The organism is Paenibacillus sp. MDMC362 (assembly GCF_003269305.1).
Lineage (GTDB): Bacteria > Bacillota > Bacilli > Paenibacillales > Paenibacillaceae > Paenibacillus_AQ.
This window is the reverse complement of the sequence record NZ_QLYT01000037.1, coordinates 1-26156: the sequence shown is the minus strand read 5'-3', so window position 1 is coordinate 26156 and position 26156 is coordinate 1. Positions and strand designations below refer to the sequence as shown.

The 26156-nt window shown below is 48.7% G+C and carries 16 protein-coding genes and 2 pseudogenes; 15 read left to right on the top strand and 3 right to left on the bottom strand.

Going from position 1 to position 26156, the window contains the following annotated elements:
* Window positions 1–10 precede the first annotated feature (10 nt).
* From DP091_RS18935 to DP091_RS18915, 5 genes are all read left to right on the top strand, one after another.
* Window positions 11–1705 (top strand): ABC transporter substrate-binding protein, encoded by a 1695-nt coding sequence (locus DP091_RS18935; protein WP_113059758.1) that lies wholly within the window; start codon window positions 11–13, stop codon window positions 1703–1705.
* 261 nt (window positions 1706–1966) lie between these two features.
* Window positions 1967–3499 (top strand): glycoside hydrolase family 43 protein, encoded by a 1533-nt coding sequence (locus tag DP091_RS18930; protein ID WP_113059757.1) that lies wholly within the window; start codon window positions 1967–1969, stop codon window positions 3497–3499.
* A 93-nt stretch (window positions 3500–3592) separates the two neighbouring features.
* Window positions 3593–4372 carry a family 43 glycosylhydrolase gene (locus DP091_RS18925; RefSeq protein WP_113059756.1) on the top strand — a complete coding sequence of 260 codons (780 nt, stop codon included), beginning with the start codon at window positions 3593–3595 and terminating at the stop codon, window positions 4370–4372.
* A gap of 328 nt (window positions 4373–4700) precedes the next feature.
* Entirely contained in the window at window positions 4701–9287 is a 4587-nt protein-coding gene (locus DP091_RS18920; RefSeq protein ID WP_373456934.1) for a cellulase family glycosylhydrolase, read from the top strand.
* A gap of 157 nt (window positions 9288–9444) precedes the next feature.
* Entirely contained in the window at window positions 9445–10254 is an 810-nt protein-coding gene (locus DP091_RS18915; RefSeq protein ID WP_113059755.1) for a polysaccharide deacetylase family protein, read from the top strand.
* Window positions 10255–10838: 584 nt separating this feature from the next.
* On the opposite strand, the gene DP091_RS18910 is transcribed toward DP091_RS18915, so the two are convergent.
* Window positions 10839–12500, bottom strand: a complete 1662-nt coding sequence (locus DP091_RS18910; protein WP_113059754.1) for a cellulase family glycosylhydrolase — start codon at window positions 12498–12500, stop codon at window positions 10839–10841.
* Between the two features lie 564 nt (window positions 12501–13064).
* Here DP091_RS18910 and DP091_RS31930 point away from each other — a divergent pair.
* The 5 genes and pseudogenes from DP091_RS31930 to DP091_RS18880 all read left to right on the top strand — a co-directional run bounded on the left by DP091_RS31930 (window position 13065) and on the right by DP091_RS18880 (window position 16546).
* Window positions 13065–13418: pseudogene (locus tag DP091_RS31930) on the top strand (beta-galactosidase).
* Window positions 13357–13551: a beta-galactosidase gene (locus tag DP091_RS32360; protein ID WP_181469860.1), complete on the top strand. Its 195-nt coding sequence runs from the start codon at window positions 13357–13359 to the stop codon at window positions 13549–13551. Before DP091_RS31930 ends, DP091_RS32360 begins: the two are co-directional and overlap by 62 nt.
* Before the next feature lie 13 nt (window positions 13552–13564).
* A pseudogene (locus DP091_RS32355) lies at window positions 13565–14064 on the top strand (beta-galactosidase); the annotation flags it as partial.
* Between the two features lie 51 nt (window positions 14065–14115).
* The gene (locus DP091_RS32350) at window positions 14116–14751 is read left to right on the top strand and encodes a beta-galactosidase trimerization domain-containing protein (RefSeq protein ID WP_373456933.1); all 636 of its coding nucleotides are present in this window, start codon (window positions 14116–14118) and stop codon (window positions 14749–14751) included.
* Between the two features lie 97 nt (window positions 14752–14848).
* Complete coding sequence (locus tag DP091_RS18880; protein ID WP_113059748.1) at window positions 14849–16546, top strand: glycoside hydrolase family 2 protein; 1698 nt, start codon at window positions 14849–14851, stop codon at window positions 16544–16546.
* A gap of 62 nt (window positions 16547–16608) precedes the next feature.
* On the opposite strand, the gene DP091_RS18875 is transcribed toward DP091_RS18880, so the two are convergent.
* Window positions 16609–17499 carry an AraC family transcriptional regulator gene (locus DP091_RS18875; protein WP_113059747.1) on the bottom strand — a complete coding sequence of 297 codons (891 nt, stop codon included), beginning with the start codon at window positions 17497–17499 and terminating at the stop codon, window positions 16609–16611.
* Between the two features lie 218 nt (window positions 17500–17717).
* On the opposite strand from DP091_RS18875, the gene DP091_RS18870 reads away from it, so the two are divergent.
* Complete coding sequence (locus tag DP091_RS18870) at window positions 17718–20423, top strand: glycosyl hydrolase family 95 catalytic domain-containing protein (protein ID WP_113059746.1); 2706 nt, start codon at window positions 17718–17720, stop codon at window positions 20421–20423.
* A gap of 98 nt (window positions 20424–20521) precedes the next feature.
* Here the strand turns inward: DP091_RS18870 and DP091_RS18865 are convergent, their stop codons facing one another.
* Window positions 20522–22018 (bottom strand): alpha-L-fucosidase, encoded by a 1497-nt coding sequence (locus DP091_RS18865; RefSeq protein WP_113059745.1) that lies wholly within the window; start codon window positions 22016–22018, stop codon window positions 20522–20524.
* 1224 nt (window positions 22019–23242) lie between these two features.
* Here DP091_RS18865 and DP091_RS18860 point away from each other — a divergent pair.
* The 4 genes from DP091_RS18860 to DP091_RS18845 all read left to right on the top strand — a co-directional run.
* Window positions 23243–23422 (top strand): response regulator, encoded by a 180-nt coding sequence (locus tag DP091_RS18860; RefSeq protein ID WP_181469858.1) that lies wholly within the window; start codon window positions 23243–23245, stop codon window positions 23420–23422.
* A gap of 448 nt (window positions 23423–23870) precedes the next feature.
* On the top strand, window positions 23871–24806 hold the full coding sequence (cysK, locus tag DP091_RS18855) for a cysteine synthase A (protein WP_113059743.1): 936 nt from the start codon (window positions 23871–23873) through the stop codon (window positions 24804–24806).
* 324 nt (window positions 24807–25130) lie between these two features.
* Window positions 25131–25565, top strand: coding sequence for a GNAT family N-acetyltransferase (locus DP091_RS18850; RefSeq protein ID WP_113059742.1), 435 nt, complete (start codon window positions 25131–25133; stop codon window positions 25563–25565).
* A gap of 311 nt (window positions 25566–25876) precedes the next feature.
* The coding region (locus DP091_RS18845) for an aminopeptidase (RefSeq protein ID WP_181469857.1) at window positions 25877–26156 on the top strand (280 nt) is incomplete at its 3' end.

Sequence of the window (26156 nt, the reverse complement as noted above, 5' to 3'; positions counted from 1 at the left end):
TTTTAACGAAATGAAAAGAAAGATCCAAGTGGCACTTAGTCTGATGTTGGCCCTCGTGTTCGTATTCGTCACAGCATGCGGCAATTCGAATAATGAAGGCGAGAATAATACTAAGACGCCAGAAACAACGAATGAGACGGCAGCTGAGCCCATTACGATTCGCTTGGCTGCCGCTAACAACCCGAACTGGGATGACATGCAATCCGATGTCGGCAAATTTATTAAAGAAAAAACAGGCATTACAATTAAAGCAGAATTCCCTGTCGGCGGTTCCGACACTGACATGTTCGCACTTATGGTAGCAAACGATGAGTATCCGGATCTGGTTATGCCATCCGGCAGCGCGGGCAAATTGGTTGATGCAGGCGCTTTGATCGACCTTCGTCCATTGATCGAAGAGCATGGTCCTAACCTTAAAAAGGTTTACGGCGAATACTTTAACCGTCTTCGTTGGAGCGCGGATGATGACGCGATTTATATACTTCCGTCACTTGCCGCAGTTGGCCATACGTACTTTGATGCGGGCGGCGGTTTCCAATTGCAGCACCAAGTGCTTGAAGCAGCCGGCTACCCGGAAATCAAAACCGTTAAGGATTACGAAGCTGCAATCAAAGCATATATTGAGAAAAACCCAAAAACGGCAGATGGCCAACCGAATATCGGTTTGTCACTTAACGGTGGAGAATGGCAAATTCTGATTTCCGTTACAAACCCTGCGTTCTACGCAACTGGAGCACCGGACGACGGTGAGATGTTCATTAATCAAGATACGTATGAAGCTATTATGCACTACCAACGCCCTGAAGAAAGAGAATATTTCCGATGGCTGAACCACATGAACGATATCGGCTTGCTAGACCCGGAAAGCTTCATTCAAAAATACGATCAATATAAAGCAAAAATCGCTTCCGGCCGCGTTCTGGGTCTTATCGACCAACAATGGGATTACGCTCAAGCTGAGAACGCTTTGAAAGCTGAAGGCAAATTCTCGTCGACCTATGCTCGTTTCCCTGTAACATTGAACGAAACGTACCAGGATCATTCCTTCCAAGGTACGGGTTACCTTGCTGGCTGGGGTACTGGTATTACGAAAGATGCTCAAGATCCGGTTCGTTTGATCAAATTCCTGGATTACCTTGCTTCCGATGAAGGCCAGGTGCTTATTAACTGGGGTATTGAAGGCAAGCATTACAATGTGGTAGACGGCAAACGCGTCATTCCTGCCGATGTGCAAGAGCAAAAATCAAACGATAACAACACATTTGTGAAAACAACGGGTATCGGCAACTACAACCTATCCGCACGTTACGGTGACGGCGTGAAGGATCCGTCCGGGAACTACTACACGACGACATTCCCTGAGCAGATCCAATCCGCCTACTCGGAAGAAGACAAAAAGACGCTGGCGGCTTACGGCGCAACGACTTACAAGGATCTGTGGCCTTCTGATGATGCATTCCCTGAACGCAAATACGGCGCGGCATGGAATCTTCAGTTCGAGACGGGCTCCCAGGCGAACGTTATTTTCCAAAAAACGCAGGATATTATGAAGAAACGCATACCGGAAGCGATTTTGGCCAAGCCGGAAGATTTCGATAAGATCTATGATCAGTTCCTTAAGGACCTGGAAGACGCAGGCGTTGAGAAGCTGAATGAAGAATTTACAAAGATGGTGAAGGCCCGCGTTGAGCTTTGGTCGAAATAAATGCAAGGCGGATAAGCTCCCATTGAAGTATTTGGGCATATGCTGTAGGTAAAGAAAGGATTGCCTCTGACTGGCTTACTGGTCTCGGGGAATCCTTTTTTTGCTGGAATGATGCTCTCTGCAATTAGAACTTGAAATACAAATGGCTAAATCATGCTATTCAATGACTTGAAAATCAAGGTGCAAGCCTATGCCGTGTTTTATAATCCGAATTGTAAGACTTCGGTATTATCAAACTTTAGACAGATTAGGAGTTGTAACATGGAAACGTGCATCATCGCGAAGTATAGCAACCCGATAATTTCAGGCTTTTATCCCGACCCGAGCATCTGCCGAGTCGAAGATGATTATTATTTGGTCACTAGCTCATTTGGCTATTTCCCTGGAGTTCCGATATTTCATAGCAAGGATCTTGTCAGTTGGCGCCAGATCGGACATTGCCTCACTACCGAGCAGCAATTGCCGCTGGCTAACGCCTGGTTATCGGGAGGGATTTACGCCCCGACGATCCGCTATCACGACGGCTGGTTCTATATGGTCACGACGAATGTGAGCGGGGTCGGCAACTTCTATGTTCGTAGCCAACTGCCGGAAGGTCCTTGGTCCGAGATGATACCTGTCGCTCAGGGTGGCATCGATCCCTCTCTATTATTCGATGAAGGTGGCAGCGTATACTTTCAATCCACTTGTTCCGGCAGTGAAGGCAATGGCATTTATCAATGCGAGATTGACATATCGACCGGGCAAAAGTTGACGGAGAGCCGCCTGATCTGGAGGGGAACGGGCGGAGCGCATCCGGAAGCGCCTCATCTTTATAAGATCAATGAGCTTTATTACTTGTTGATTGCCGAAGGCGGGACGGAATACGGTCATATGGTGACGATAGCGAGAAGCGACGCTCCATATGGACCTTACGAACCATGCCCCCATAACCCGATACTAACTCATAGAAGTCGGAGCAGCAGCATTCATGCAACAGGCCATGCAGATCTGGTACAGGCCCATGACGGCAGCTGGTGGGCGGTTTTCTTGGGCATTAGACCGGTCTCCTATCCTTATCGGCATCATTTGGGCAGGGAAACGTTCCTGGCGCCCGTATCATGGACGGCTGACGGCTGGCCCATCATCGGTAATGGGGGAAGCGTCGAGAGCGTCATGGATGCTCCGCAGCTGACGGAGGTCCGGTGGCAGACGAACCCAACCCGAGATGATTTTGATGATTCAACCTTAAGCTTCGATTGGATGTTCCTACGGAATCCGGATCCGTCATGCTGGTCGCTAAGCGAATCTCCGGGGAATCTTGTATTGCGAGGAAACAAGACGTCGCTGGGCGATTCCGGCGCTCCAGCCTTTGTAGGTCGTCGTTTGCGCCACTGGTCAAGCAACATCTCCGCCTTGCTGAATTTTGAACCGCAGCACGAAGGCGAGGAAGCCGGACTTACCGTATTTATGAACGATAGCTATCATTACGATCTGGCTGTAAAGCGCCAAGAAGGGCGCAAGGTGATCGTATTCCGGCGTACCGTAGGATCCTTGAGTGCGGAGCACACGATGGAGTGTTCAGAGGGCCCTGTCATTCTTAAGGTTGAAGCGCAGCCGGAGTGGTTCCGCTTCAAGCTTCAGCAGGATTCATCCGACGTTCTTGATGTGGGATCCGGAGAATCGCATCTGCTTTCAACAGAGGTAGCGGGCGGATTTACGGGAGTCATCATTGCGATGTACGCCGTCTGCGAATCGGGTCAAGGTTCTCCGGCATGCTTTGATTGGTTCGAATATGAGCCGTTGAACGAATGAGGCACAGCTAAAGAATAATCAAGCTCGATCCGCGAGTGACCCATGAACGTATTCATGGGTCTTCTCGGCTAAACTCGATAGGAAGAAGAAGAGATGACCATGGATATTAGAAAAGGGGACTTAGGGTACGGTACCTATCGGAATCCGGTGCTAGCCGGAGACTATGCCGATCCTTCCGTATTGCGAGTAGGCAACGACTATTACATGACGCATTCCAGCTTTACATTCGCCCCAAGGCTCTTGATCTGGCATTCGAAGGATTTGGTCAACTGGCGTCCGGTTGGCAAGGCGCTGGATCGTTATATCGGGGATGTCTGGGCGCCGGATTTCATTGTGTATGAGGGTACGTATTATATCTATGTGCCTGTGGACGGGAAGATCGTGGCGCTGACGGCGCCGGCACCCGAAGGACCATGGAGCGAGCCTGTTCAGTTAGGTTTAGAAGCGATTGATCCAGGGCACGTGGTCGACCAAGAAGGCAATCGGTATTTGCATACCGGCGCTGGTTACATGACCAAGCTTTCCAAAGACGGTCTTTCGATTGAAGGGGAAACCGTTCATGTCTATGACGGATGGGAGTTTCCGGATGAATGGGTGGTGGAAGAAGGGATCTATGGCATCCTTCGCGGATGGCCTGCGCCGTGTATTCCATTCAATGGAAAAAGTGTTCATATGCGAATGCGCAATGTAGAGCACAAGATCATCTATTACTATAGTCATGACGGCAGCACATGGCGGAAGTTTCCGCATTCGTTCGAAGCATCAGGCTTTCATCACAATGCGCTGGGTGGCTACCTCGCCTTGCGGATCGGATTGGACGCATGCGGGGAAGGGAAGGTTATGTTCAAAAACTTCCAATACCGGACTCTTTAATTTGTATTCGAAAGCGGCGGACAACAAGGTACCGGGCCGCTTCCTTAAGCCCTGGTGCCTTATTCTTTTTGTCAAAAATACCAAATTTAACTAGACTAAATCATGCTATACCATGTCCAAAAAATCAAGGTTCACTATTCAACCTGTTGATAAAGTAGTGATGTAAGAAAACATGTGAGAAGAGGAGGCGGCGTGGTTATTTAAATGAAAACGTTTTCATTCTTCAACTTTCAACAAGGGCAAGTGGCATGAAACCAAAAAGAAAACATTGAAGAAGGAGATTAGCTTGATGAAAACAAGGAAAATTTCGCGTGGCTTCACCCAAAAAATGATTTCCTTATGTAAGTCCGCTTCACTTCTGGTCATGGCCGCCGCATTGACGGTAAGCATGGGCCCTTCCTTGGCGCCCCCCGACAAGGCATTCGCAGCGGATTTGACTGGAAGCACATCGGCGACCGTACAATCGGACACTGTGCCGGTGACAACGCAAGCCTATGATTGGGGCAGGGTGAAGATCGTCGGCGGCGGATTTATTCCGGGCATTATTTTCAACGAGAAGGAGAAGGATCTCATCTATGCCCGCACGGACATGGGGGGCGCGTATCGCTGGGACTCGGCGACCAAGACATGGATTCAGCTGCTGGAATGGGTGAGTCTGGAAGACTGGAACCTGTCGGGCGTGGAGAGTATAGCTACCGACCCTGTCGATCCGGACCGCGTCTATATTGCAGCCGGCACCTACTCGAACGACTGGGTGCAGTCGAACGGCTACATTCTTCGTTCGCAGGACCGCGGGCAAACGTGGGAGAAGACGGAAATGCCGTTCAAATTCGGCGGCAACATGCCCGGCCGTTCCATGGGCGAACGTCTGGCTGTCGACCCGAACGATAACCGGATCCTCTACCTGGGAGCCCGCAACGTGAACGGATTGTGGAAGAGCGAGGACTATGGGGCTACATGGCATAAGGTGAGCAGCTTCACTCCGGTCGGCGACGTAAATGATGACTACGGCGGCAATGTCGGCCCCGTATGGGTCACCTTCGATCCTTCGACAGGCTCTGCGGGCCATGCGACGCAGACGATTTATGTCGGCTTGGCGGACACGCAGACGAGCATTTACAAGTCGGTCGACGGCGGCGCCACCTGGGAGCCGGTAGCGGGCCAGCCGAAGCAGGGCTTCCTGCCCCACCACGGAACGCTGGGTTCCAACGGTATGCTCTACGTATCGTACAACTCGACGATTGGACCGTACCTCGGCGGCAATGGCGCGATATGGAAGCTGGACACGAAGACGGGGGAGTGGACGGATATCAGCCCGGGCGGAGCCGGCAATACGAGCAATCCGTACGGCGGTCTTGCCGTCGACGCTCAGCATCCCGATACGCTGATGGTCGCCACGATGAACAAATGGTGGCCGGAGGAATCGATTTACCGCAGTACAGACGGCGGGGAAACGTGGAATTCGTTGTGGGAGTTCACCTCACATCCGAAGCGGGACAACCGGTACACGATCGATTATTCGATTTCGCCATGGCTCGATTGGGGCATTCAGCGCGACCCGGAGACCGACCCGGAAACCTCGCCGAAGCTGGGCTGGATGATCGGCGACCTGGAGATCGATCCGTTTAACTCCGACCGGATCTTGTACGGTACCGGAGCGACGCTGTTCGGCTCCGAGAACATGACCGATCTCGACAAGGGCGAGAAAATCCGGATCTCCGTCATGGCGAACGGGATTGAAGAAACGGCGATTCTGGGGTTGATCAGTCCTCCATCCGGGGCGCCGTTGATCAGCGCGATGGGCGATATCGGAGGGTTCCGTCATGAAGACCTGAATAAGGCGCCGCACATGATCAGGAATCCTTATATCGGAACAAGCAACGATCTGGACTACGCGGAGACGAATCCGAACTTGATCGTGCGAGTCGGCAATGCATCGAACCAAGAACCGCGGATGGGCGTATCGACAGACAACGGCGTCACCTGGGAGCCGGCGGCCAATGCTTGGCAGGCGGAGAACGGCGACGACACGAGCGGAGGATGGGTCGCGGTCAGCGCGAACGGCGATACGATCGTATGGGCTCCGAATGGCAACGCCGTCCGGCCGGTAAGCTTCTCTACCGACCTTGGCCAGACGTGGACGGCATCGATAGGCATCCCACAAGGCGCGATGGTCTCTTCGGACCGTGTCAATCCGGACAAATTCTACGGGTTCCATGAAGGGAAGTTCTATGTCAGCACGGACGGCGGCGCCAACTTCACGCCTTCGGCTGCTTCTGGACTGCCCAATAATCTGAATGGCAAATTCAAGGCTTCTCCTTCGGTCGAAGGCGATATTTGGCTTGCCAGCTCGGATGGACTATTCCGTTCGACGGATTCAGGAGCGAGCTTCGAGAAGGTAGTCGGCGTCGACGAAGCGGTATCCGTCGGTTTCGGCAAAGAAGCGCCAGGCAAAACGTATAAAACGATCTATGCCGGTATGAGAGTGAACGGCGACAAGTTCGGGTTCTACCGTTCGGAGGACGAAGGAGCGAGCTGGATCCGCATTAATGACGATCAGCATCAATTCGCGAATGCAAGAGGGACGATTACCGGTGATGGACAAGTGTACGGCCGGGTCTATATCGGAACGAACGGTATGGGCATCGTACGCGGCGATATTAAACAGGGGGCGACGGTGCAAACGCCTATGCAGTCCTATGTCAACGAGATGCAGCCCGGATATAATCTGGGGAATTCCCTGGATGCGAGAGGCTCGGATGAAACGTCTTGGGGCAATCCGGTTGTCACCCAGGCATTTATTCAACAAATTGCCGACCAGGGCTTCAAAAGCATCCGGATTCCCGTGACCTGGTATCAGCACACGGGACCTGCACCATCCTATACGGTTGATCCTGAATGGATGAGCCGGGTGCAGCAAATTGTCGACTGGTCGCTCGATGCCGGCCTGTACGTCATGATCAACATGCACCACGACTCGGTGGAATGGGTCTACACGATGGACACGAACCATGACCAAGTCGTAGCCGAATACACGGCGGTCTGGACGCAAATCGCCAACACTTTCAAGAATTATTCCAACAAGCTGATGTTTGAAAGCATCAACGAGCCGTATTTCGGCAACAACCTTGCAGACACAACGCAAATGTCGCTGCTCGATGAATTGAATACGGCCTTCTTCAACATTGTAAGAGAGTCCGGTGGCAATAACGGGGTTCGTCCGCTTGTACTTCCGACGCTGGTGACGAATGCCGGCCAAGTATATGTGGATTCGCTTGCAGCCACGATAGAACAGTTGAACGACCCGAACATAATCGCTACCGTTCATTTTTACGGCTTGTGGCATTTCTCAGTAAACATCGCAGGCTACACAACGTTTGATGCCAAAGTAAAAAACGATATCGATACAACGGTTAACAATGTCTATAATACGTTCGTATCGAAGGGCATTCCCGTTGTCGTAGGCGAATATGGAATACTCGGCTACGGTAAGGGAGAGGAAACTGTAGAGCGCGGAGAGATGCTCAAGTATTTCGAACACTTCCTCCATGCTACGCAGTCGAAGAGCATTGCGACGATGTTTTGGGATTACGGCCCATACGTTAACCGGATAACCTATGAGTGGAGTGACCCGGAGCTATTCAAAATTATTATGCATAGCTTGACTGGCCGCACTTCGACGACGTCTTTCGATCGGATCTTCATCAAGAGCGGGGAGACGGTCAGCGACCAATCGGTCACCTTGAACCTGAACGGCAACAGCTTTGTCTCGCTGAAGAATGGCGATCAAACGCTCGAACCCGGCACAGACTATACGGTGGACGGGGACGTATTAACGCTCAAAGCAAGCTATCTTTCAAGTCTCGCTACAGGCGCATTAGGCCAGAAAGCGGTATTGTCGGCCTATTTCAGCGCGGGTCCTGCGTGGAAGCTGTACGTTAATTATTATGATACAGCGAGGTTGTCAAGCGTTTCCGGCACGATAACCTCCCAAGGCTTTGATATTCCTACAGCCTTCAACGGCGATCGAATCGCTACGATGGAGGCTAAATACGCCGATGGCGGCAATGCCGGTCCGCATGATTGGACTTCGTACAAGGAAATTTATGATGCCTACAACCCGGACTACGCCAATGAAAGAATTAGGCTTACATCGAGATTCTTCTCGGAAACGAATGACGGAGTCGTGAATCTGACGTTCCACTTCTGGAGCGGCAAGGTGGTCACATACACGATTACCAAGAACGGCACAAGCATAACTGGCACAGGAAACGGCAATTCGGCTCCATCCGCCTCGATCACCTCGTATGAGGATGGGCAGGCGATCAATCTGAACAGTCCGCAGCTTAACTGGACGTTCCTTGACTCCGACGATGCGGATGTTCAGGCAGTTTATCAGGTTCAAGCCTCCGGCAACGGCTTCGAGACGGTTGATGTGGACAGCGGCGAAATGGCGGGCGCATCCGGTTCATATACCTTGAATGGATTGGCGGACGGAAATTGGTCGATCCGGGTTCGCTTGAAGGACAATGGGGGCGCCTGGTCGGAATGGGCGTACAGAAGCTTGATCATTGATACGGCTGCTCCAACCCTGAAAGTTGTCCTGGATAAGGAAACCTTGTGGCCGGCCAACAACAAGCTGGTTAAAGTAACGGCAACTGTTGAAACGGATGTTGAGCTGTCTCAGGTGGAACTGGTGTCCATTACGCCGAGTGCAGCCGTCGACCGCTACGAAACCATGGTACAAGGAGCCGATTTCGGCACATTCGATACGGAATTCAAGCTGCTGGCCAAAAAAGCAAAAGGAAAAGAGCCTCTCGTTTATATGATTGCTTATAAAGCGATAGATCAAGCAGGGAATGTTACGGAAGCATCCGCCACCGTTACGGTTCCGCATGATCAAGGGAAAAAATAAACCTCTTCAGGGACTAGATACCTCCGACCGTAATGGTTCGGAGGTATTTCAGGTGTAATGTCTATATCATGCTATTTCATGTCTATCAAATCAAGGCCTACTATTAGTCGTATGTTATTATCGTTGTAATGTAGTACTCAATCGAGGAGGAGTCATAATGGGAAACGTGAGCATTCGATTCGACCGATTCCCCGGAGGGCTTAGCAAGGCGATCGTGTTTAGTTTTGACGATGGCCGCGATCAAGACAGGAGGCTGGTGCAGGCGTTTAACCGGTATGGACTCAAAGGAACGTTTCATCTGAATTCCGGCAAATTCGGCCAGGAAGGATACATCCGTGCCGAAGAAGCGGCGGACTTATATCGCGGCCACGAGATTTCGGCCCATACCGTCACGCATCCATTCCTGGAACAGTCCCCGGACGACCAGATTGCGGAGGAGCTGATCGATGACCGCCGAAATCTGGAGGCAATTGTGGGATACCCTGTACGCGGCATGAGTTATCCGTTCGGCACCTACAACGACCGCGTTGTTCGCTCGCTGCCGGCGCTCGGCATCGAATATGCCCGAACCGTCCAGAGCCACGGAGGCTTCCACATGCCGGATGATCCACTGAGATGGCATCCGACCTGTCACCACAAGGACATGTTGGAGAAAATCGAACAGTTGCTGGCTTCTGATAGCTGGTTTAGCCGCATGGAGCTATTGTTCATTTGGGGCCACAGCTACGAATTCGACCACGATGATAACTGGGAGCTGATGGACAGGGCAGGCGAACTGCTTGTCGGCGAGGAATCGATCTGGAAAGCGTCGATGACGGACATCGTATCCTATCAGAATGCGCTCAAAGCTCTCCGTTTCTCGATTGATCGAAGAATGGTTCATAATCCGAATGCCCTTGAGGTTTGGGTTAGCGCAGATGGCGAAGCCGTCCGTATTGCGCCAGGCGAAACGAAAAGGCTGCGATAGCAAGTAATACTTCGTAAAGCCGATCGGCAGGACCGTGTTTTTATAATGACACGCTTTGGTTGGAATCGTCCGGCAGCGGGGGCGGAGATCAAATTTAGAGGCACGGAGGAGCAAATTACGATGAAGGCGACCAGGTTGCGTTAGGGCAGACGGAGCAAGCAGTTGCAGCTTATTCGAATGAAACCGGCGATACGAATAATTAGGCTATGAAGTTTGACGTTCAATCGTCGGTAGACGGTGTAGGTGCAGAATGACCAATACCAAAACTGCAAACAAGCTGGTTGCTAATATTAAAGCAGTGATGGGATGGTAGGTTCGGCACTCGGTACATTTTTCAAGAAGTTTAGAAAAGGTAAGATGACAATAAGGTACCGGGTTGCTTCCTTGCGAAGCCCTGGTGTCTTTTTCATTTTTCGACTGGACTAGATTTAGCCGTCAATCCCAAGATGGTTCCAATTCCATAGCTTCTCTGGCTGACCTAATCATACGAAATAGCCCCCACCTAGCCTAGCAATGGGAGCTATTTGACGCTTACGTTCGCTACATCTTCCACACTCGTTGTTTTGCGTTTCTTAGGGTTTTATTTAGTTAATCGGAACCAACTGCCATTGCTGATTAAAGTTATACTGATTGCCTAGTGACCATTGACCAACTGGTGCACTATCATTAGTAGACCAACCGAATACTTCAAGATACTTGCCGCTTGCAGCATTTTTAAATTCGAAATAACCACCGCCTATATTAATCATTTGCCAATGTTGATTATAGCCGCCAAGACCAGAATGTGCCCATTGTTGAGCTGTAGCTCCGTCAGAATTAGACCAACCCCCGATTTCCAGTACCTTGCCGCTATTACGATTTATGAGTTCATAATTGTTAAGTCCGACATTTAGCAATTCCCATTGCTGATTGTAGCCTCCAGTAAACGTATACTGATTAACAGCAGCGCCATCATCATTTGAGGAGCCATTTACATCCAGAACCTTGCCGCTATGGCGGTTGACGATCCTATAATAATTACCTATTCCGCTCATGATGCCATCGATGATTCCTTGCTGTGTTATTGTTAGGTTATGTCTGTTAATCAAACCCAAATTGGCTCCATTATCCCACCATACAGGAACTAAGCTATACTTTTTCGCAGTTGAGACAACTGCTTTTGTCCAAATTGCACGATAGGTATTGTTGGACGAGTCATACGCCGACTTATCTATTGCACCGTATTCTCCGATGACTACAGCATAACCTTGTTTTACGAACTTATCGTACATGGATTTGAATTGTGACTCCATGTGGGCTTCCTGTCCCCCAGAGTCTTTTTTGGCAGGATCGGCTGTTGCTCCCCATTGGGTAGCGCCTTCGTTTTCTACTAGGCAGAAGAAGTAAGGATCGTAATAATGTACAGAAATCATGATTCTCTTTTCGGAGCTAGGAACTGTACTTGATCTGTTATAGTCTGTTGGAAGCACAAAACCAGTATAGCCATTGTTGCCTGCCGTGTAATCAATGTTCGTATTCCAACCTGGAATCAACAGCCATCTTGCCGCATTGTTTCCGCCGGTCAGTCTCACGGTGTCCACAAAGATTTGATTCAATGTATTAATGTTCGAATAAATCGTGAGGTCAGGCTGTGCCCCGCCATATGTCACTCCATCGAATACTTCGTTCATCGATTCGAAGATCAAATGCTCGTTGTAATCGACGAATGTGTTGGCAATCTGCTGCCAAACCTTTCTGAATTTGTCACGAATCGTATTTTGATCGCTTGCATTCGGCAACAGCCAATTATCTGAAGGAGAATTGGGGGTAGTAGAGTGGGCGCCATCATGGTGAATATTGAGAATGACAAACAGGCCCTCGCTGTAGGCATAATCGACAACTTCTTTCACTCTGGCCAGATACGCAGAATCAATGGTGTAATTCGGAGCAGGACCGATTTTTTTCATATACGTAACCGGGATCCGAATGGATTTAAACCCTGCTGCTTTTACCTTTTGGACTAACGCTTTTGTGATGAAGGGATTACCCCAAGCTGTTTCGCTAGGTACACCGTTAATATTAGCATCTAGTGCGTTCCCTAAATTCCATCCAGCACCCATTGCTGAAGTAATTTGAGTGGCGTTATATTGTGTGAAATCCCAAGTCATATTAGCCGCAGACACTACGGAACCCAAGCTTGTAAAGACGGTTGTAAACATAAAAACAAATGCGATCATTAATAACTTGCAGGACTTGAACGTAGACATCAAATGACACCTCTTCTCTTCATATAGTTGGAAACGAATAACACTTTCGCTAATCACCTCCTCATTCGCTTCTACAGAACGCTCTAGCAACCGCTATTAGTAAGCGCTTACATTTCTGTAATTCAAATTATATTCGAGATCAGTTAGAACCTACCTTGATTATAAAGCCATCTTTTAGCATTTTATAGACTTCATTCGCCGAGCGCCTAAACGAGATGACGCAGCTGCAGGAACAATGCCCGCGAGAGCGTCAAATGAAGCGTGAACTTCGAATAGCCCCCAACACAAATTCGATAATTATAGCACCAAAGTGATCGTATTACAGACGAATACCAGCATTCATTCATTAGGCACTCCGTTATTGGATCGGAACAGCTCCTTCCATTCGTTCAAGAGGCTATATAATGCTAATCCATGACCTGAAAATCATGGTTCACAATGAAAAAGTGTTCTATATTTTAATGTGAAAGTATTGGGATATAGGGGGGATATGAAATAAGAATGGGTGTTGACTATTATCCGGAGCACTGGGATCGCTCGATGTGAGAGCAGGATGCAAGGCTGATGCGGGAGACGGGAGTCAGCCTGATTGGCGTTGCCGAATTCGCTTGGTCTCGTCTGGAGCCGGAGGAAGGTCGGTATGCGTTCGGCTGGCTTGATGATGCAATCGATGTCTTCTAGAAATATGGGATCCAGGTCGTTATCGGCACGCCGTCCTGCACGCCTCCCAATTGGCTCGTGGAGCGCTTTCCTGATGTGCTTCCCCCGGACGGCTATGCTGAATCCGCAGTATCCGGGCATTCGCGGACATCGCTGCTACAACAGTCCGTCCATACGTATCTAATCGACGAGAATCGTGGAGAAGCTGGCTTCTCATTATGCCAACCACCCGGCGGTGATCGATTGGCAAATCGATAATGAGTTCGGCCTGAACGAGTGTCATTGCGAGCAATGCAATATCCGGTTCCGCGAAATGGCTGTCGAAGAAGTACGCTACATTGGAAGCCTTGAATTTGGATTGGGGCACGGTTGTCTGGAGCGGCGAATATAGCTCTTAGGAGCAAATCACAACACCGCTAGGCGGCGCCAAATTCAGGAATCCGTCTTATTTGCTCGACTGGAATCGGTTTGAAACCGATTCCGTCGTGGAATTTCAACGATTGCAAGTAAATATTCTGCGAAAATATTGCCCAAACCATTTTGCCACGCATAATATTTGGAGCTATCCGATTTCCTCGATTATTATAAGTTTTGCGAGGAACTGGACTTTGCTTCCCTCGATTATTACCCAAGCACGAGCCCGGAGAAATCGGTATCGCGCGGATACGGCGGCGCGTTAACGCTCGATTTAACCCGGGGGATCAAGAGGCAAAATTTTTGGATCATGGAAACGATAAGCGGCCCTCCCGGATGCTGGTTTCCGATGTGGCGGACCCCGCAGCCCGGGTTTATCCGGGCCTTCGCGTGGCAATGTATAGCCCGCCGCGCCGACACGCTCGTTCATTTCCGGTGGCGAAGCGCTCCGTATGGCGCCGAACAATTCTGGCATGGATTAATCGACCATAGCAATGTTCCCGGCAGGCGATTCGAGGAATATCGGATATTATGCGATGAAGTGAACCGGCTTTCTCCTCTATTGGCGGGATCAGAAGTGCTTGGGGAGGCTGCCGTTCTTCATTCGCATGATTTGTACAATGCGTTCGAGATTCAGTCTCAGGCAGAAGGCATGAATTATTTCGACAATTTGAAGCTTTATCACCGGGCTCAGACCAAATCGGGCATTCTGACGGATGTCGTGAATACAACGGACGATCTGGACAAGTACCGCCTTATTGTTGCGCCGTCGCTCTATTTGCTGGATGAAAAACTGGCGGACAAGCTGAAGAATTGCGTGAAGAACGGAGCTACCTTAATCCTGACGAATCGTACCGGCGTCAAAAATAGGAGCAACGTATGCTGGATGCATCCGCTGCCTGCTCATCTAGCCGAGGCAGCGGGCGTTACCGTAGCGGAATATGATCCCATCGGCTATGACGTTCATACGATCCGCATGCAGGACGGAAAGGCGTATTCGTGCAGTCAATGGTGCGATGTCCTCGAGCCTGCGGGAGCTGAGACGGTTGCTTGGTCGATTTACCGGTTTGCTGGAGGGCGTGCAAATTTCGATTTGCTGGAAAGGAAACGCCAATTATTTGTTCCTGTTGAATCTGACGCCAAAGCAGCAGACGGTCGAGCTGAAGGGCACGTATAGGAGCCATCTGCAAAGATGAGCGTCGGTCCCGAAGTAAGCTTGGACCCCTATGCGGTTGAAATCGTCGAATTAGGTGAAGAGTTCGGAGGAAAATCCATTGCTGCGACTATTTAGAACGAATGAAATACGCGATGTGCAAGAGCTGGAAGGGGATTGGGATTTTCAACCGATTACCGATAAGGAGGGGCTGCCGTCCCGTTATCAATACCGGATGCCTGTGCCCGGGTGCTGGGAGATGCATCCACAGTTTGCGACCTATCAGGGGAAAGGCGTATACCGGCGTATCGTAGAAATATCGCGGAAAGGCGCGATTCGGCTTGTATTCAAAGGCGTGAGTCATACGGCAGACGTCTTCTTTGACGGAGTTCCGGCAGGGCGACATTATAATGCGTACACGCCGTTCGCCGTCGTTATTTCGGATGTCGAGCCGGGAACGCATGAGATTGCGGTGATTGTGGACAATTCGTTCGGCGAATCGTCCGCGCTTCATGTTCCGAACGATTATTATACGTATGGCGGCTTGATCCGGCCTGCGGCGATCGAGCTGCTGCAAGAAGAGTTGTTCATAGAACGAATTGCGTTTACGCCGATTCGTTCCGCTGAAGGCTGGAAGGGCGCGATTAGCCTCTATGTACGAAATATCGGGCAACGAGCCCGCCAAGCACGGCTGCAGCTCAGTCTGGCAGGCCGGGACATTGACGCAGGCGTGGCAAGCGTGATGCCGGGCGAAACCGTCGAGCTTTCGATGACGGAACCGTTCCCCGGCGTTAATCCGTGGTCGGCGGGTGATCCAACGCTTTACTTGCTGAAGGCGCTTCTGTATGTAGATGGGCAGGATGCTCCCGTGGACGATTTGATCGAGCGGGTCGGCTTTCGAACGGTGACAACGGAGAACGGCCGTATCCAGGTTAACGGCGAGGACGTTGTTCTGAAGGGCTTCAACCGGCATGAGGATCATGCGCTGGCAGGAGCCGCCATTCCTTACCCGCTTATGGTGCACGACATGGAATTGATGCTGGACATGGGGGCCAACACCGTACGGACCAGCCACTATCCGAACGATGAACGGTTTCTTGATTTGTGCGATGAGCGGGGATTGTTCGTATGGGAAGAAAATCATGCGCGCGGCCTTAGTCTGGAGCAGATGAAGCATCCTTTGTTCGCCAAGCAATGCGAGGATTGCAACCGGGAGATGGTGGAGAACCATTTCAACCATCCGAGCATCATCATCTGGGCGATTCTGAACGAATGCGCAAGCGATACGCCGGAAGGCCGGGAGATGTATCGGACGCAGCTCGAGCAGATCCGGGCAATGGATTCGTCAAGGCCGCTAAGCTTCGCTTCGCATCATCGCGATCGCGAGCTTTGCTTCGATCTTGCGGATATCGTCTCGTTCAACTTGTATCCGCTCTGGTACGGAGACGAGGATCCGCTGGAGCTTGTCAAGCAGGCGAGGATCTGGGCGGATGAGGCCGGCGGACTCGGGAAGCCGATGATCATGAGCGAATTCGGGGGAGACGGCTATTACGGTTATCGCGACCCGAGCCGGGTGAAAGGAACGGAGGAGCGCCATGCCGATATTATCGAAAGCAATTTGGCGGCGTATACGTCCGTCCCGTTCTTGTCCGGCATGCTGATCTGGCAATTTTGCGATTGCAGGGTAACGGAAGGGACGGGATGGCTGCTGACCCGCGCGGGAACGCAGAACAGCAAGGGAATCGTCGACCGGTATCGAAGACCGAAGCTGGCTTATTCCGTCGTGAAGAAGTATTTTGCAGGAAAGCAATCGCACTGATGGCAAGGAACCTTGGAGTGATCCAGGGTTCCTTTTTGATTTGGAGATGGTTTGACCGTACTTTAAAGGAAGGACAAATAATTTTTTCGATTTGAAGCGCGAAAGTCCCCTGCCGAGACGTTGAAGTACTTCTTGAAAGCGTTGCAAAATGGTTCCAATGAGGAAAAACCGACATGCTGCGCGATTTCACTCACGGACATGGTCGTTGTATGAAGAAGATGCGCGGCAGCCGTCATTCTTGCCTTTGTCAGCATCTGCGTAAACGACATGCCAAAATAACGATGAATGATTCTCTCCGTCTGTCTCACGCTTAGGCCAAGCTTTTGTGCAAGTGTCCGAACGGTTATGTCGCGAAAGCTTGATAGAAAGCTGTTTTCAATAATAACGACTCTCTCGTCATCCAACGTTTTTAGCGGCATGACGGAAGTTGTCGGATAGTTGTTCGAATAGTTCCTGACGAGCTTGATTACGAGCTGTTCCATTATATTCTGAACAGTCGCATGCCAGCCGATATAGCGGTCGGAGGTTTCGCGGGATAGCTGTTCGAACAACTCCAGCAAATTCTGTTTGTCCTGGCCGAACCAGAAGCTCGTTTGAACGAATTGGTCTGCGATTAAGGCAAGATCCGGATCATCGCTGCCGGTATTGGACAACACTTCAAAGCATATGCAATATTCTGCCATGGGGTCGGAGAGATCCGTTATTTGCTCATGCGCGATATCCGGACCGGTCATGTATAGCGTGCCGGGAATGATCGGATATTGAAGACCATTTGCTACGAGGATTCCCCGGCCCCGGGGAATATAATGTAGCTCGTAGCTTTTCATGCTGTGGCTGTGTTCGACAAAGGATTGATGGAAGTACCCGAATCGGACATACAGAACGTTTAATAATAGACCGCCTAAAGAAAGCTTGACATTCATATTTTCAATACTTACTTTTGGGAGCTCCATTGGGCATTCCCCTCATTCGATATCGTTGGTATAGTTCATTCTTTATCATAATAAAGCTGTCTCAGTGTTAACACAAGGACATCCTCTGGTTGTCTAATTGTTGCTGCAAGATTGCGACATCTTGCTGTTCATGATGTCGTTTTGAACGATTCATGAACCTGCTTCCGCCAATTATAATAGGGTCCATAGTGATTATTTTCGGACAGGGGAGTAAAGAAATGGCTAAAGCGGCGGAAGCGAAACGAATGTACGATAAAGGAAATTATGCCCGAACCTACACAGAGGTGCCGGCAACGGATCCCGGACATGCATGGCGGGAAGGGATGGTTAGCGGAAACGGCGAGAACGGTTACATCATGTCAGGATCGCCGTATAATGACAGCATTATTTTTCAATATATGTGGTTCAACTTTCCGTCCTGTGATCCCAGGGAGATCCCGGAAGAATTGACGGGACAGCTTGCCGACGCGAGACGGAATGTATTTCAGCTGAACGACCAATGGAAGATTACCCACGCGGACGGCAGAACAAGGCGGAGAACCTTCTTCTACGGCTATCACCCGGGTCATCAGCTCAGACTTAACATGACGAATAAAGGCACCGTAACCGAGTATGAGCGATGGACGAATTATGAGACGGCCGAGACAGGTGTCCGTTTCACCGACGAATTCGGCGAGTGGATTCGAACTTCATTTACGTCCAGAGAAGATAATGTCTCGATTATGAAGATTGAACGATCCTCAGCCGGCGCCAAGATTAACATGACGGTTTCTATCGATGACATTTCGAGCTTGTACAAAGCCGGGGGAGGGATGACGGAGCTCCAATACAGAAAGCTGGTGGACCCGAATGCCGACTATATCGCACAGATCGCCAATTATCCGTCTTATCCGGGCAGCGAGCTGATTGACGGAGGATACGCAGGTCTTACGCAGGTTATTGTCGTTAATGGAGGCAAGAAGCAGGTACAACTCGCTGACACGAATGAACCGATGAATGTCGGCGCGGTACAGAACCCGGCCATTCAAGTGGTGGAAGCCGACGCTGTCTATCTCATCACGCAATCGAACAGATCATTCGATATGGGGAAGATTGAAGATTTTGCCGGAATGACGCAATACGCACTAGTTAATGAACTTTTCGAAAATACGAATGCTGCAGCCGAGAAATATCAAGATCTTTCTGGTCGTTTCGATTATGACGCCGCCCTTGCGCCGCATGCCGAGAAACATGCTGCGGAATTTAACGCCGTACGTTTTACGCTTGAAGGCGACGAGGATTTCAAAGGCGCGGACAACGAGGCGCTTATCCACGCGCAGAAGGAATCGAAATCCAGAATCAATCACGCTTTTATGGAGCAGGTTTACAATCAGGGGCGATATGCCTTGATCTGCTGCAGCGGTTCAAGCGCGCCGCGGCTATACGGAATGTGGACCGGAGAGTGGAACCCCGGCTGGCGCGCGATCTATACGCTCGACGCCAACGTGAATTTGCAGGTTTCTCCTATGAACACGGGTCACCTCACATTCGCGCAGCTTGGATATATCGCATTCTTCCTACGCAACACCTCGGATTTCGAATACAATGCGCGAATGTCTTATGGGATGCATGATGCGATTCAGGTATCGGTCAACTCGGACGGCGACCGCGGCATGCAAGTGGAATACGACAATGACTATCCTTTCCAATATTGGAATGCCGGGGCAAGCTGGTGCCTGCTTCCTATCTTCGAGTATTGGCAATGCTACGGCAACCGGCAAATTCCGATTCAACCCAACATGAGAATACATGATCTGAAGAAGATTCTCAGCGTAAGGGACGGGGGACTGACGGATGAGGAATTCACGCAATTGATCGGCAGGGGATATCTGGATTTGGAGCAGGATATTTTGCTGCCGCTTCTTACGAAGCAGGCTAATTTCTGGGAACAGCTATGTACGCCGGAATACTATACGGATCTAAGCGGCAATGCGAGTTATGAGAGAGGCAAAACAGCGCTGAAGCCAGGCGAAAAATATTTGTTGATCCCTACCTATTCGCCGGAGAATCACCCGATCGGCTACAACAGCACGATTACGGCTAATGCCACCATGGATATTTCAGCGGCGCGGGATGGACTTCATATGGTCATCGCCATAGAGAAAGCGATAAAGCGCGAAGGATATGAGGCAGCCGTTGCCAAATGGGAGGCTCTGCTGGAGCTGCTGCCGGATTATAAGGTGGACAAGGACGGCGCGCTTCGTGAATGGGCGATGAATGAATATACGGAAAACAACGATCACCGCCATTTGAGCCATCTCTACCCGGCATGGCCTGCGTATGAAACGCAGAACAATATGGAATTAAGGAAGGCTGCAATTATCGCTTTAGAGAACAGGAATAAATACAATACATCGGACGCGACAGCGGGTCACGGCTGGATGCATAAGGCATTAGTCTGCGCCAGATTAAAGGACGGCGACGGTGTTGTCTCTTCCCTTCTGCCGATGATGACGGATTCCGGCTATTACAAATCCTTGATGACAGACCATGACACAAACAGAAGAAGCGACTGCTATTGTACGGATACTTTATTCGGTACGATGGGAGCCGTGAATGAAGCGCTGCTTTTCTCGAATACCGGGGAAATCGAGGTTCTTCCGGCGCTGCCTTCCGAATGGAAATCGGGATCGATCGACGGACTGATGACAAGGGCCGGGATAGAGGTCAAAGAGTTGTTTTGGGACACCAACATCGTATCCTTTACCTTGCAATCCGTGACAGACCATAACGAAATGAAAGTAAAAGCCGGCCTTCAATGGATAAAAGGAATGGTAAACGGAGAGGAAGCAACGGCAAATGACGATGAATCCGGCAAATATCTTAGCTTAACGCTGAATGCCGGCATAGACGTTAGAGTTGAATTGATGTTGTCCGATCGATAAGATGGCCAAAATATAATAGAGCGAGAGCTTACATCCATATTGAAAAACAAAGCCGGCTGCGCGGATAACGACAGCTGGCTTTGCTTTTAGACTTTGGATTAACCATTTAGCTCAATCGCCAGGCAGTTGACGTAAGGCGTCGGAGGTCTGTCTGGCAGTGAAACGATCAGAGCTCCGTACGACTGTTCGAACGGAACTTCACCTGCTCCAAGCAAACGGACGGATTTCACTTGATCTGCGGGAGTCAACGAACGAATGACGGCGCGATGATCCTCCGGCCACTGCATTTGGAAAGCGTACAGCGTATTTCCCTTTTGCGTGAAACGGAAGTCGCCAGAGTTCCAGGCTACCCTGTCTTCCGTGAAATGGTCGATGACGACGCGGGAAAGACCTTCGCCCGATACACGGAACGGCCTAGTGCCGTATACGCCTTCCTCGCAAACCCGAATCCATTTGGCCATCTCTTGCAGGATATGCTTGCATTCGTCATCAATCGTACCGTCCGGCTTCTGCGGAATATTGAGGAGGAGGTTGCCGTTCTTAGCGATGATATCGATCAGAATTTCGATGACGTGCCCCGGTTTCTTGTATTCGGTTTTTACATGGTAGAACCAATCCCCGACACAAGTATCGGTCTGCCACGGCTCAGGCTTGATGTCAGGCTCCTGGCTGCGCTCGATGTCGAGGATCCCGATACGGTACACGTCCTGCCTGCGATCTTTCTGGTTATAAATCGCACGATTCACCCCGTCATTTGCCGCTGCGCTCATATTGTACAGATGCGCGACCGCATGCAGTCCGGCTGCGAAGAGAGGATCATCCAAGGAGGCGTCCGTTTTATCCCATGCGCTGGCAAACGGCAGCCCGCCGTCGGAGTACAGCAGATCCGGCTGGTACAGATCGATGATTTCCTTCGTCACGTCGAACCAGCGCTGATGCCACCAAGCATTCTCCGTATACCAAGGCCTTGGCTCGGACGACAGATTATTCGGATCGTAATGCTCGCGATTCGGCAAATACAAATCTTCGTAAGCAGGGTCGTTTCCGTCGTAAGGGATGCCCGCATAAGGGCCTTCTTTATCTTGTCCCTTGTTGAATTTAAACCAGCTGAACGTCGCTCCCATATGCTCGGTCAATCCGAAAGGCAGCCCACGGCGGGAAGCGGCGGCTTTCCATAGCGCTACAATATCTTTTTTCGGTCCCATGTTGACCGAGTTCCAGCGGTGGATTTTCGAATCGTAGTTAAAGAAGTTGTCGTGGTGCATCGCCTGCGCAACGAAATATTTGGCGCCGGCAGCTACGTACAAATCCATCAGCGATTCTGGATCGAAGTTTTCCGCTTTCCACAGCTGAACGATATCTTTGTAGCCGAATTTCGACGGATGTCCGTAATGGCGAATATGGTACCGGTATTGCTCGGAACCTTCGACATACATGTTTCGGGCGTACCAGTCCCCGTACATCGGCACCGATTGTGCGCCCCAGTGCGACCATATTCCCAGCTTCGCGTCGCGGAACCAATCCGGACACTCGAATTTCCCTAGCGATTCAAATGTGGGTTCGAAAGGACCCTTGGCGATTTGAGCTTTAACCATAAATGGCTGGCCTCCTATTAGGTGATAAAAGCCATATTCTAGCAAACTATTTCAAGTAAATCCTAACTTCCTCTAGTCTTAATTATTACCTATTCACCGAATAGCCTGAGGGTTGTTCTGATTAAGCGATGTCATTTCTATTTTAGCTATTCAACGTTCCTAATCATACAGCAAAAAATGAACTTAATTTCATATCGAAATTCGTTGTTGCAGCTATTTGCTGCGTTCCGCCAGAGATCTGAATTTACACAATATCGGCGTTCATTGTAATGCCGATTAATGGACATCTCTCGCTTTCGAGTCGTCCGACTCGTCAGATAATTTATATAGCAATATGTGATAGAAAACCTTGCTCGCTCCTTGTCGCCCGAGATACGAGGTTTAGTCAAAAACCACGTCTGCTGCATGCACATCGGTGCTGCCAATCCTGGTATGGGTTGTTCCAGTAAATGATGAAATGCAACAATGGTGGATTCTTAGATCATGAGGTTCAGGAGTTTCTAAGCTTTCATTAGTGAAAGGCATTTTTAACAAAGTGCATCTGATTCCTGTAACATGGATAGATCACTGTCCTTATTTGGGTGAAATCTAGAATGGTTTGCTCCGTGGAAGAATGACTTTAAAGCGGTGACAGTTGAGGCCGATCAAATTCGTCACTTCCTTACTGGCCTTTCACCGAACGATCAGGACACTTGCGATTGAAGGCGTTCAGACCTCTTGACGAGGGTGTCTTTTTCTCAGGCAGGCTATCCCAACGATACCTCTTGACGAAAGGGCTACAGGTCGAAACCAAGCTTGATGTGTCAGGAATGACTGATGGACTTCAGGCCGGTTTGACACATTTTAATGGAGAATCCGATGGGTTTGGGCACACAGTTGAGATACTACGAAGTCACTTTTCATCCCATGGATTTTGAAATTGTTACGATGGAGCCAGGCGGTACGATTACGGGCGTTTGAACAGGCATAACAGATATTGTTTTCTAATTGAATCAACGTCCGTACATTGTGGGCGTGTGTGGCAATACACATATATAAACACTATCGTCATGATAGTATTTTCCATTTTAATTGGAACAACCATATAGTATCTTTTTTAAATGAATATATGGAATAAAATGTATTCTAACAATTCAATTGAATAAATTTCGTTAGTATGTTTGAATGTAAGCAAATATGATAAGAGCCCAAATCGCGAGAGCCATCCAGAAAGGTGATTTATATATGGAAATTCTACTTGTAGACGATGAACCGCTTGCCTTGGAAAATGTATACGAAATTATTCCATGGGAGCAGTATGGATTTCAAGTCATAGCCAAAACAACAAGTAGTTTGAAAGCGCTTGAATTACAAGAACTTGATAACATTCCCGATATAATTTTATTAAGGGGGTCACAAAATTGATTAGACGACTGTTAATTAAACTGATGAACCATTAGTGTCGAGGGACATTAACATAGGCTCATTGAAAGTCGCTATTATAGCGGCTTTTTGTTTTATCGGTACAAGTTCTTGTCCCAAGTCAAGGACAAGAACTTGTACCGATTGCCGAAAAGGACAAGAATATGAGCCGATTACCGATTAGATATATAATTAAAATGATGCAGCTATTTCATTAAGCTAACGGGCAGGATAGTTTAATAAACTCACGAATACTCTACATATGGAATTATTTACAAAGTTCGTAGATAAGACGTTATATGAAAGATCGGCCCTAATACCTTTTTGTAAGCCGAGTCGTTCGACCCGTCCATGGGTCTGAGGTTTTTTTGTTGTATTTTTTTACCACAGATGATAGTGTAATGTATAAAGCCAACTAAATTAGTTGGAATTATAACTTGGAGGGATGACTTTGTCCAGAATTGCAAAGAATCTCACAGAACTTATAGGTAATACTCCATTATTAGAGCTAGCTAATTTTACAAGAAAACACCAAGTTAAATCGAAAATCATTGCAAAATTGGAATACTTCAATCCTGCAGGCAGTGTAAAGGACAGAATTGGATTTGCAATGATTAAAGACGCTGAAGAAAGAGGTTTGATAAATCAGAAATCAGTAATCATTGAACCTACAAGCGGGAATACAGGTGTAGGGCTAGCCTTCGCAGCTGCAGCATTAGGATACAGATTGATCATCACTCTTCCTGAAAGTTTCAGTGTCGAACGTCGAAAATTATTGATTGCTCTAGGAGCGGAACTTGTTCTAACACCTGCTCCTGAAGGAATGTCAGGAGCAATAAAGAAGGCTGAAGAAATAGCGGCAACTATTCCAGATTCATTTATACCTCAACAATTTAAGAATCCGGCAAATCCAGAAATACATAAAAAGACGACAGCAGAAGAAATTTGGAGAGATACTGAAGGTAAAGTAGATATCTTTATTTGTGGTGTTGGAACAGGAGGAACAATATCTGGAGTAGGTGAAATACTTAAACAAAGAAAACCTACAGTAAAGATTGTCGCAATAGAGCCTTCCGACTCTCCAGTGCTTTCAGGAGGCAATAAGGGAGTTCATAAAATTCAAGGAATCGGCGCTGGCTTTGTTCCTGATAACTTTAATAGATCAGTTGTTGATGAAATTATACAAGTAAGAAATGAAGATGCATTCGAAACTGCTCGCTTTCTGGCTAGATCTGAGGGATTATTAGTTGGTATTTCATCTGGTGCTGCGGCATATGTTGCACTACAAGTTGCAATGAGACCGGAAAACGAAGACAAGAACATAGTAGTACTTCTTCCAGATACAGGTGAACGGTATTTATCGACTGCTCTTTATCCAGAAGTATAAGAAAAGTGAGTGAGCAGCTACATAATAGTGTAGCTGCTTAGCTTTTTTATGAACCGACATCGTGTCTTTATTCGAAGAAGAGGGCCGATCCATCAAATAACATCATATTCACGCTTCGGGGCATTCGCCCCTCGGTCCGGCCGGAGTTAGATGTGGATTCGATGAGGCATTTCAGTAGTAGAGAAGTATAATCAGCCGGACACATCCGCACCGACTAAGCGCATCGCGCCCGGCGACTTCGTCGCCTTAAGTCGGTGGGACGTCGTGAATACATTAACGTTATCGGAAATCCTTGCAAGATTATAAACCATAGGAGCTGAGGGCGTGGACATAAAAGTCAGAATGGCAAAAAAAGATGACCCATTTGAGTTGTCTGAATTGTTCGTTGAGTTTATTGGAACGAGATCTAACATTAAAAAGATCCAATATCAGTTAGACCTATTACATAAGCAACCAAACTACTATGTTGCAGTAGCATGTTTAGAGGAAAAGGTAGTTGGAACAGCCATGGGCATTGTTTGTCCAGATATTGTAGGTGAGTGTCAGCCATACTTGCTTGTAGAAAATGTAGTTGTTTCATCTGTGTACCAGGGAAGTGGAATTGGTAAGAAACTCATGAATGCACTCGAGGATTTTGCTATGGAAAAACTATGCTCTTATATAATCTTAGCTTCTAGTAAAAATCGTGAACAAGCCCATAGATTTTATGAATCAATTGGATATGAGGGCACTAAGCTTGGATTTATTAAACGAATCTGATTTGTTAAAATACTAAAGTGCTCTCAGCAATTTCGAAGATGGTAAGGACATCTGATAACAACTCATTCACGTATCGGTCCCCCCGATGTGGAAGCAGGGGAGCATACTCAGGGGAAAACCCTGCACTGGCTAAGTCTTCGACCCGGTAGGCCGATCGTTGCGCTCGATCGACCGGCTGCTTAAGCCAGTGAGGGTTCGTGAATGCATTAACGTTAGACGAAATTATTGTATGATAAACATCTACATGTAACCAAATACAATCAGCAATAATATGAACAATAAATATAATGAATTTATGAAGGAGACTAACAATGAAAGATCCTAGAATTGAACAACTCGCTAAAAATCTTATTCAATATTCGGTGAAGCTACAACGAGGGGAAAAAATATTAATTGAGGTTGATGGTTTGGAAATTCCCTTGGCCAAAGAATTGGTAAGACAAGCTTATCTCGTCGGTGGAGTTCCATTTCTATTAATAAATAATCATGAGATATTAAGAGAGATATTAATCGGCTGTACTGAGGAACAATTAATAGCAATGGCATCTTACGACCTAAATCGAGTAAACGATATGCAAGCCTATATACTTA

What these genes read in the sequence shown, in the direction of transcription:
- DP091_RS18935 (WP_113059758.1), top strand. Translation starts at nt 11, where the DNA reads ATGAAAAGAAAGATCCAAGTGGCACTTAGTCTGATGTTGGCCCTCGTG.
- DP091_RS18930 (WP_113059757.1), top strand. Translation starts at nt 1,967, where the DNA reads ATGGAAACGTGCATCATCGCGAAGTATAGCAACCCGATAATTTCAGGC.
- DP091_RS18925 (WP_113059756.1), top strand. Translation starts at nt 3,593, where the DNA reads ATGACCATGGATATTAGAAAAGGGGACTTAGGGTACGGTACCTATCGG.
- DP091_RS18920 (WP_373456934.1), top strand. Translation starts at nt 4,701, where the DNA reads ATGATTTCCTTATGTAAGTCCGCTTCACTTCTGGTCATGGCCGCCGCA.
- DP091_RS18915 (WP_113059755.1), top strand. Translation starts at nt 9,445, where the DNA reads ATGGGAAACGTGAGCATTCGATTCGACCGATTCCCCGGAGGGCTTAGC.
- DP091_RS18910 (WP_113059754.1), bottom strand. Translation starts at nt 12,500, where the DNA reads ATGTCTACGTTCAAGTCCTGCAAGTTATTAATGATCGCATTTGTTTTT.
- DP091_RS18875 (WP_113059747.1), bottom strand. Translation starts at nt 17,499, where the DNA reads ATGGAGCTCCCAAAAGTAAGTATTGAAAATATGAATGTCAAGCTTTCT.
- DP091_RS18870 (WP_113059746.1), top strand. Translation starts at nt 17,718, where the DNA reads ATGGCTAAAGCGGCGGAAGCGAAACGAATGTACGATAAAGGAAATTAT.
- DP091_RS18865 (WP_113059745.1), bottom strand. Translation starts at nt 22,018, where the DNA reads ATGGTTAAAGCTCAAATCGCCAAGGGTCCTTTCGAACCCACATTTGAA.
- DP091_RS18860 (WP_181469858.1), top strand. Translation starts at nt 23,243, where the DNA reads ATGGAAATTCTACTTGTAGACGATGAACCGCTTGCCTTGGAAAATGTA.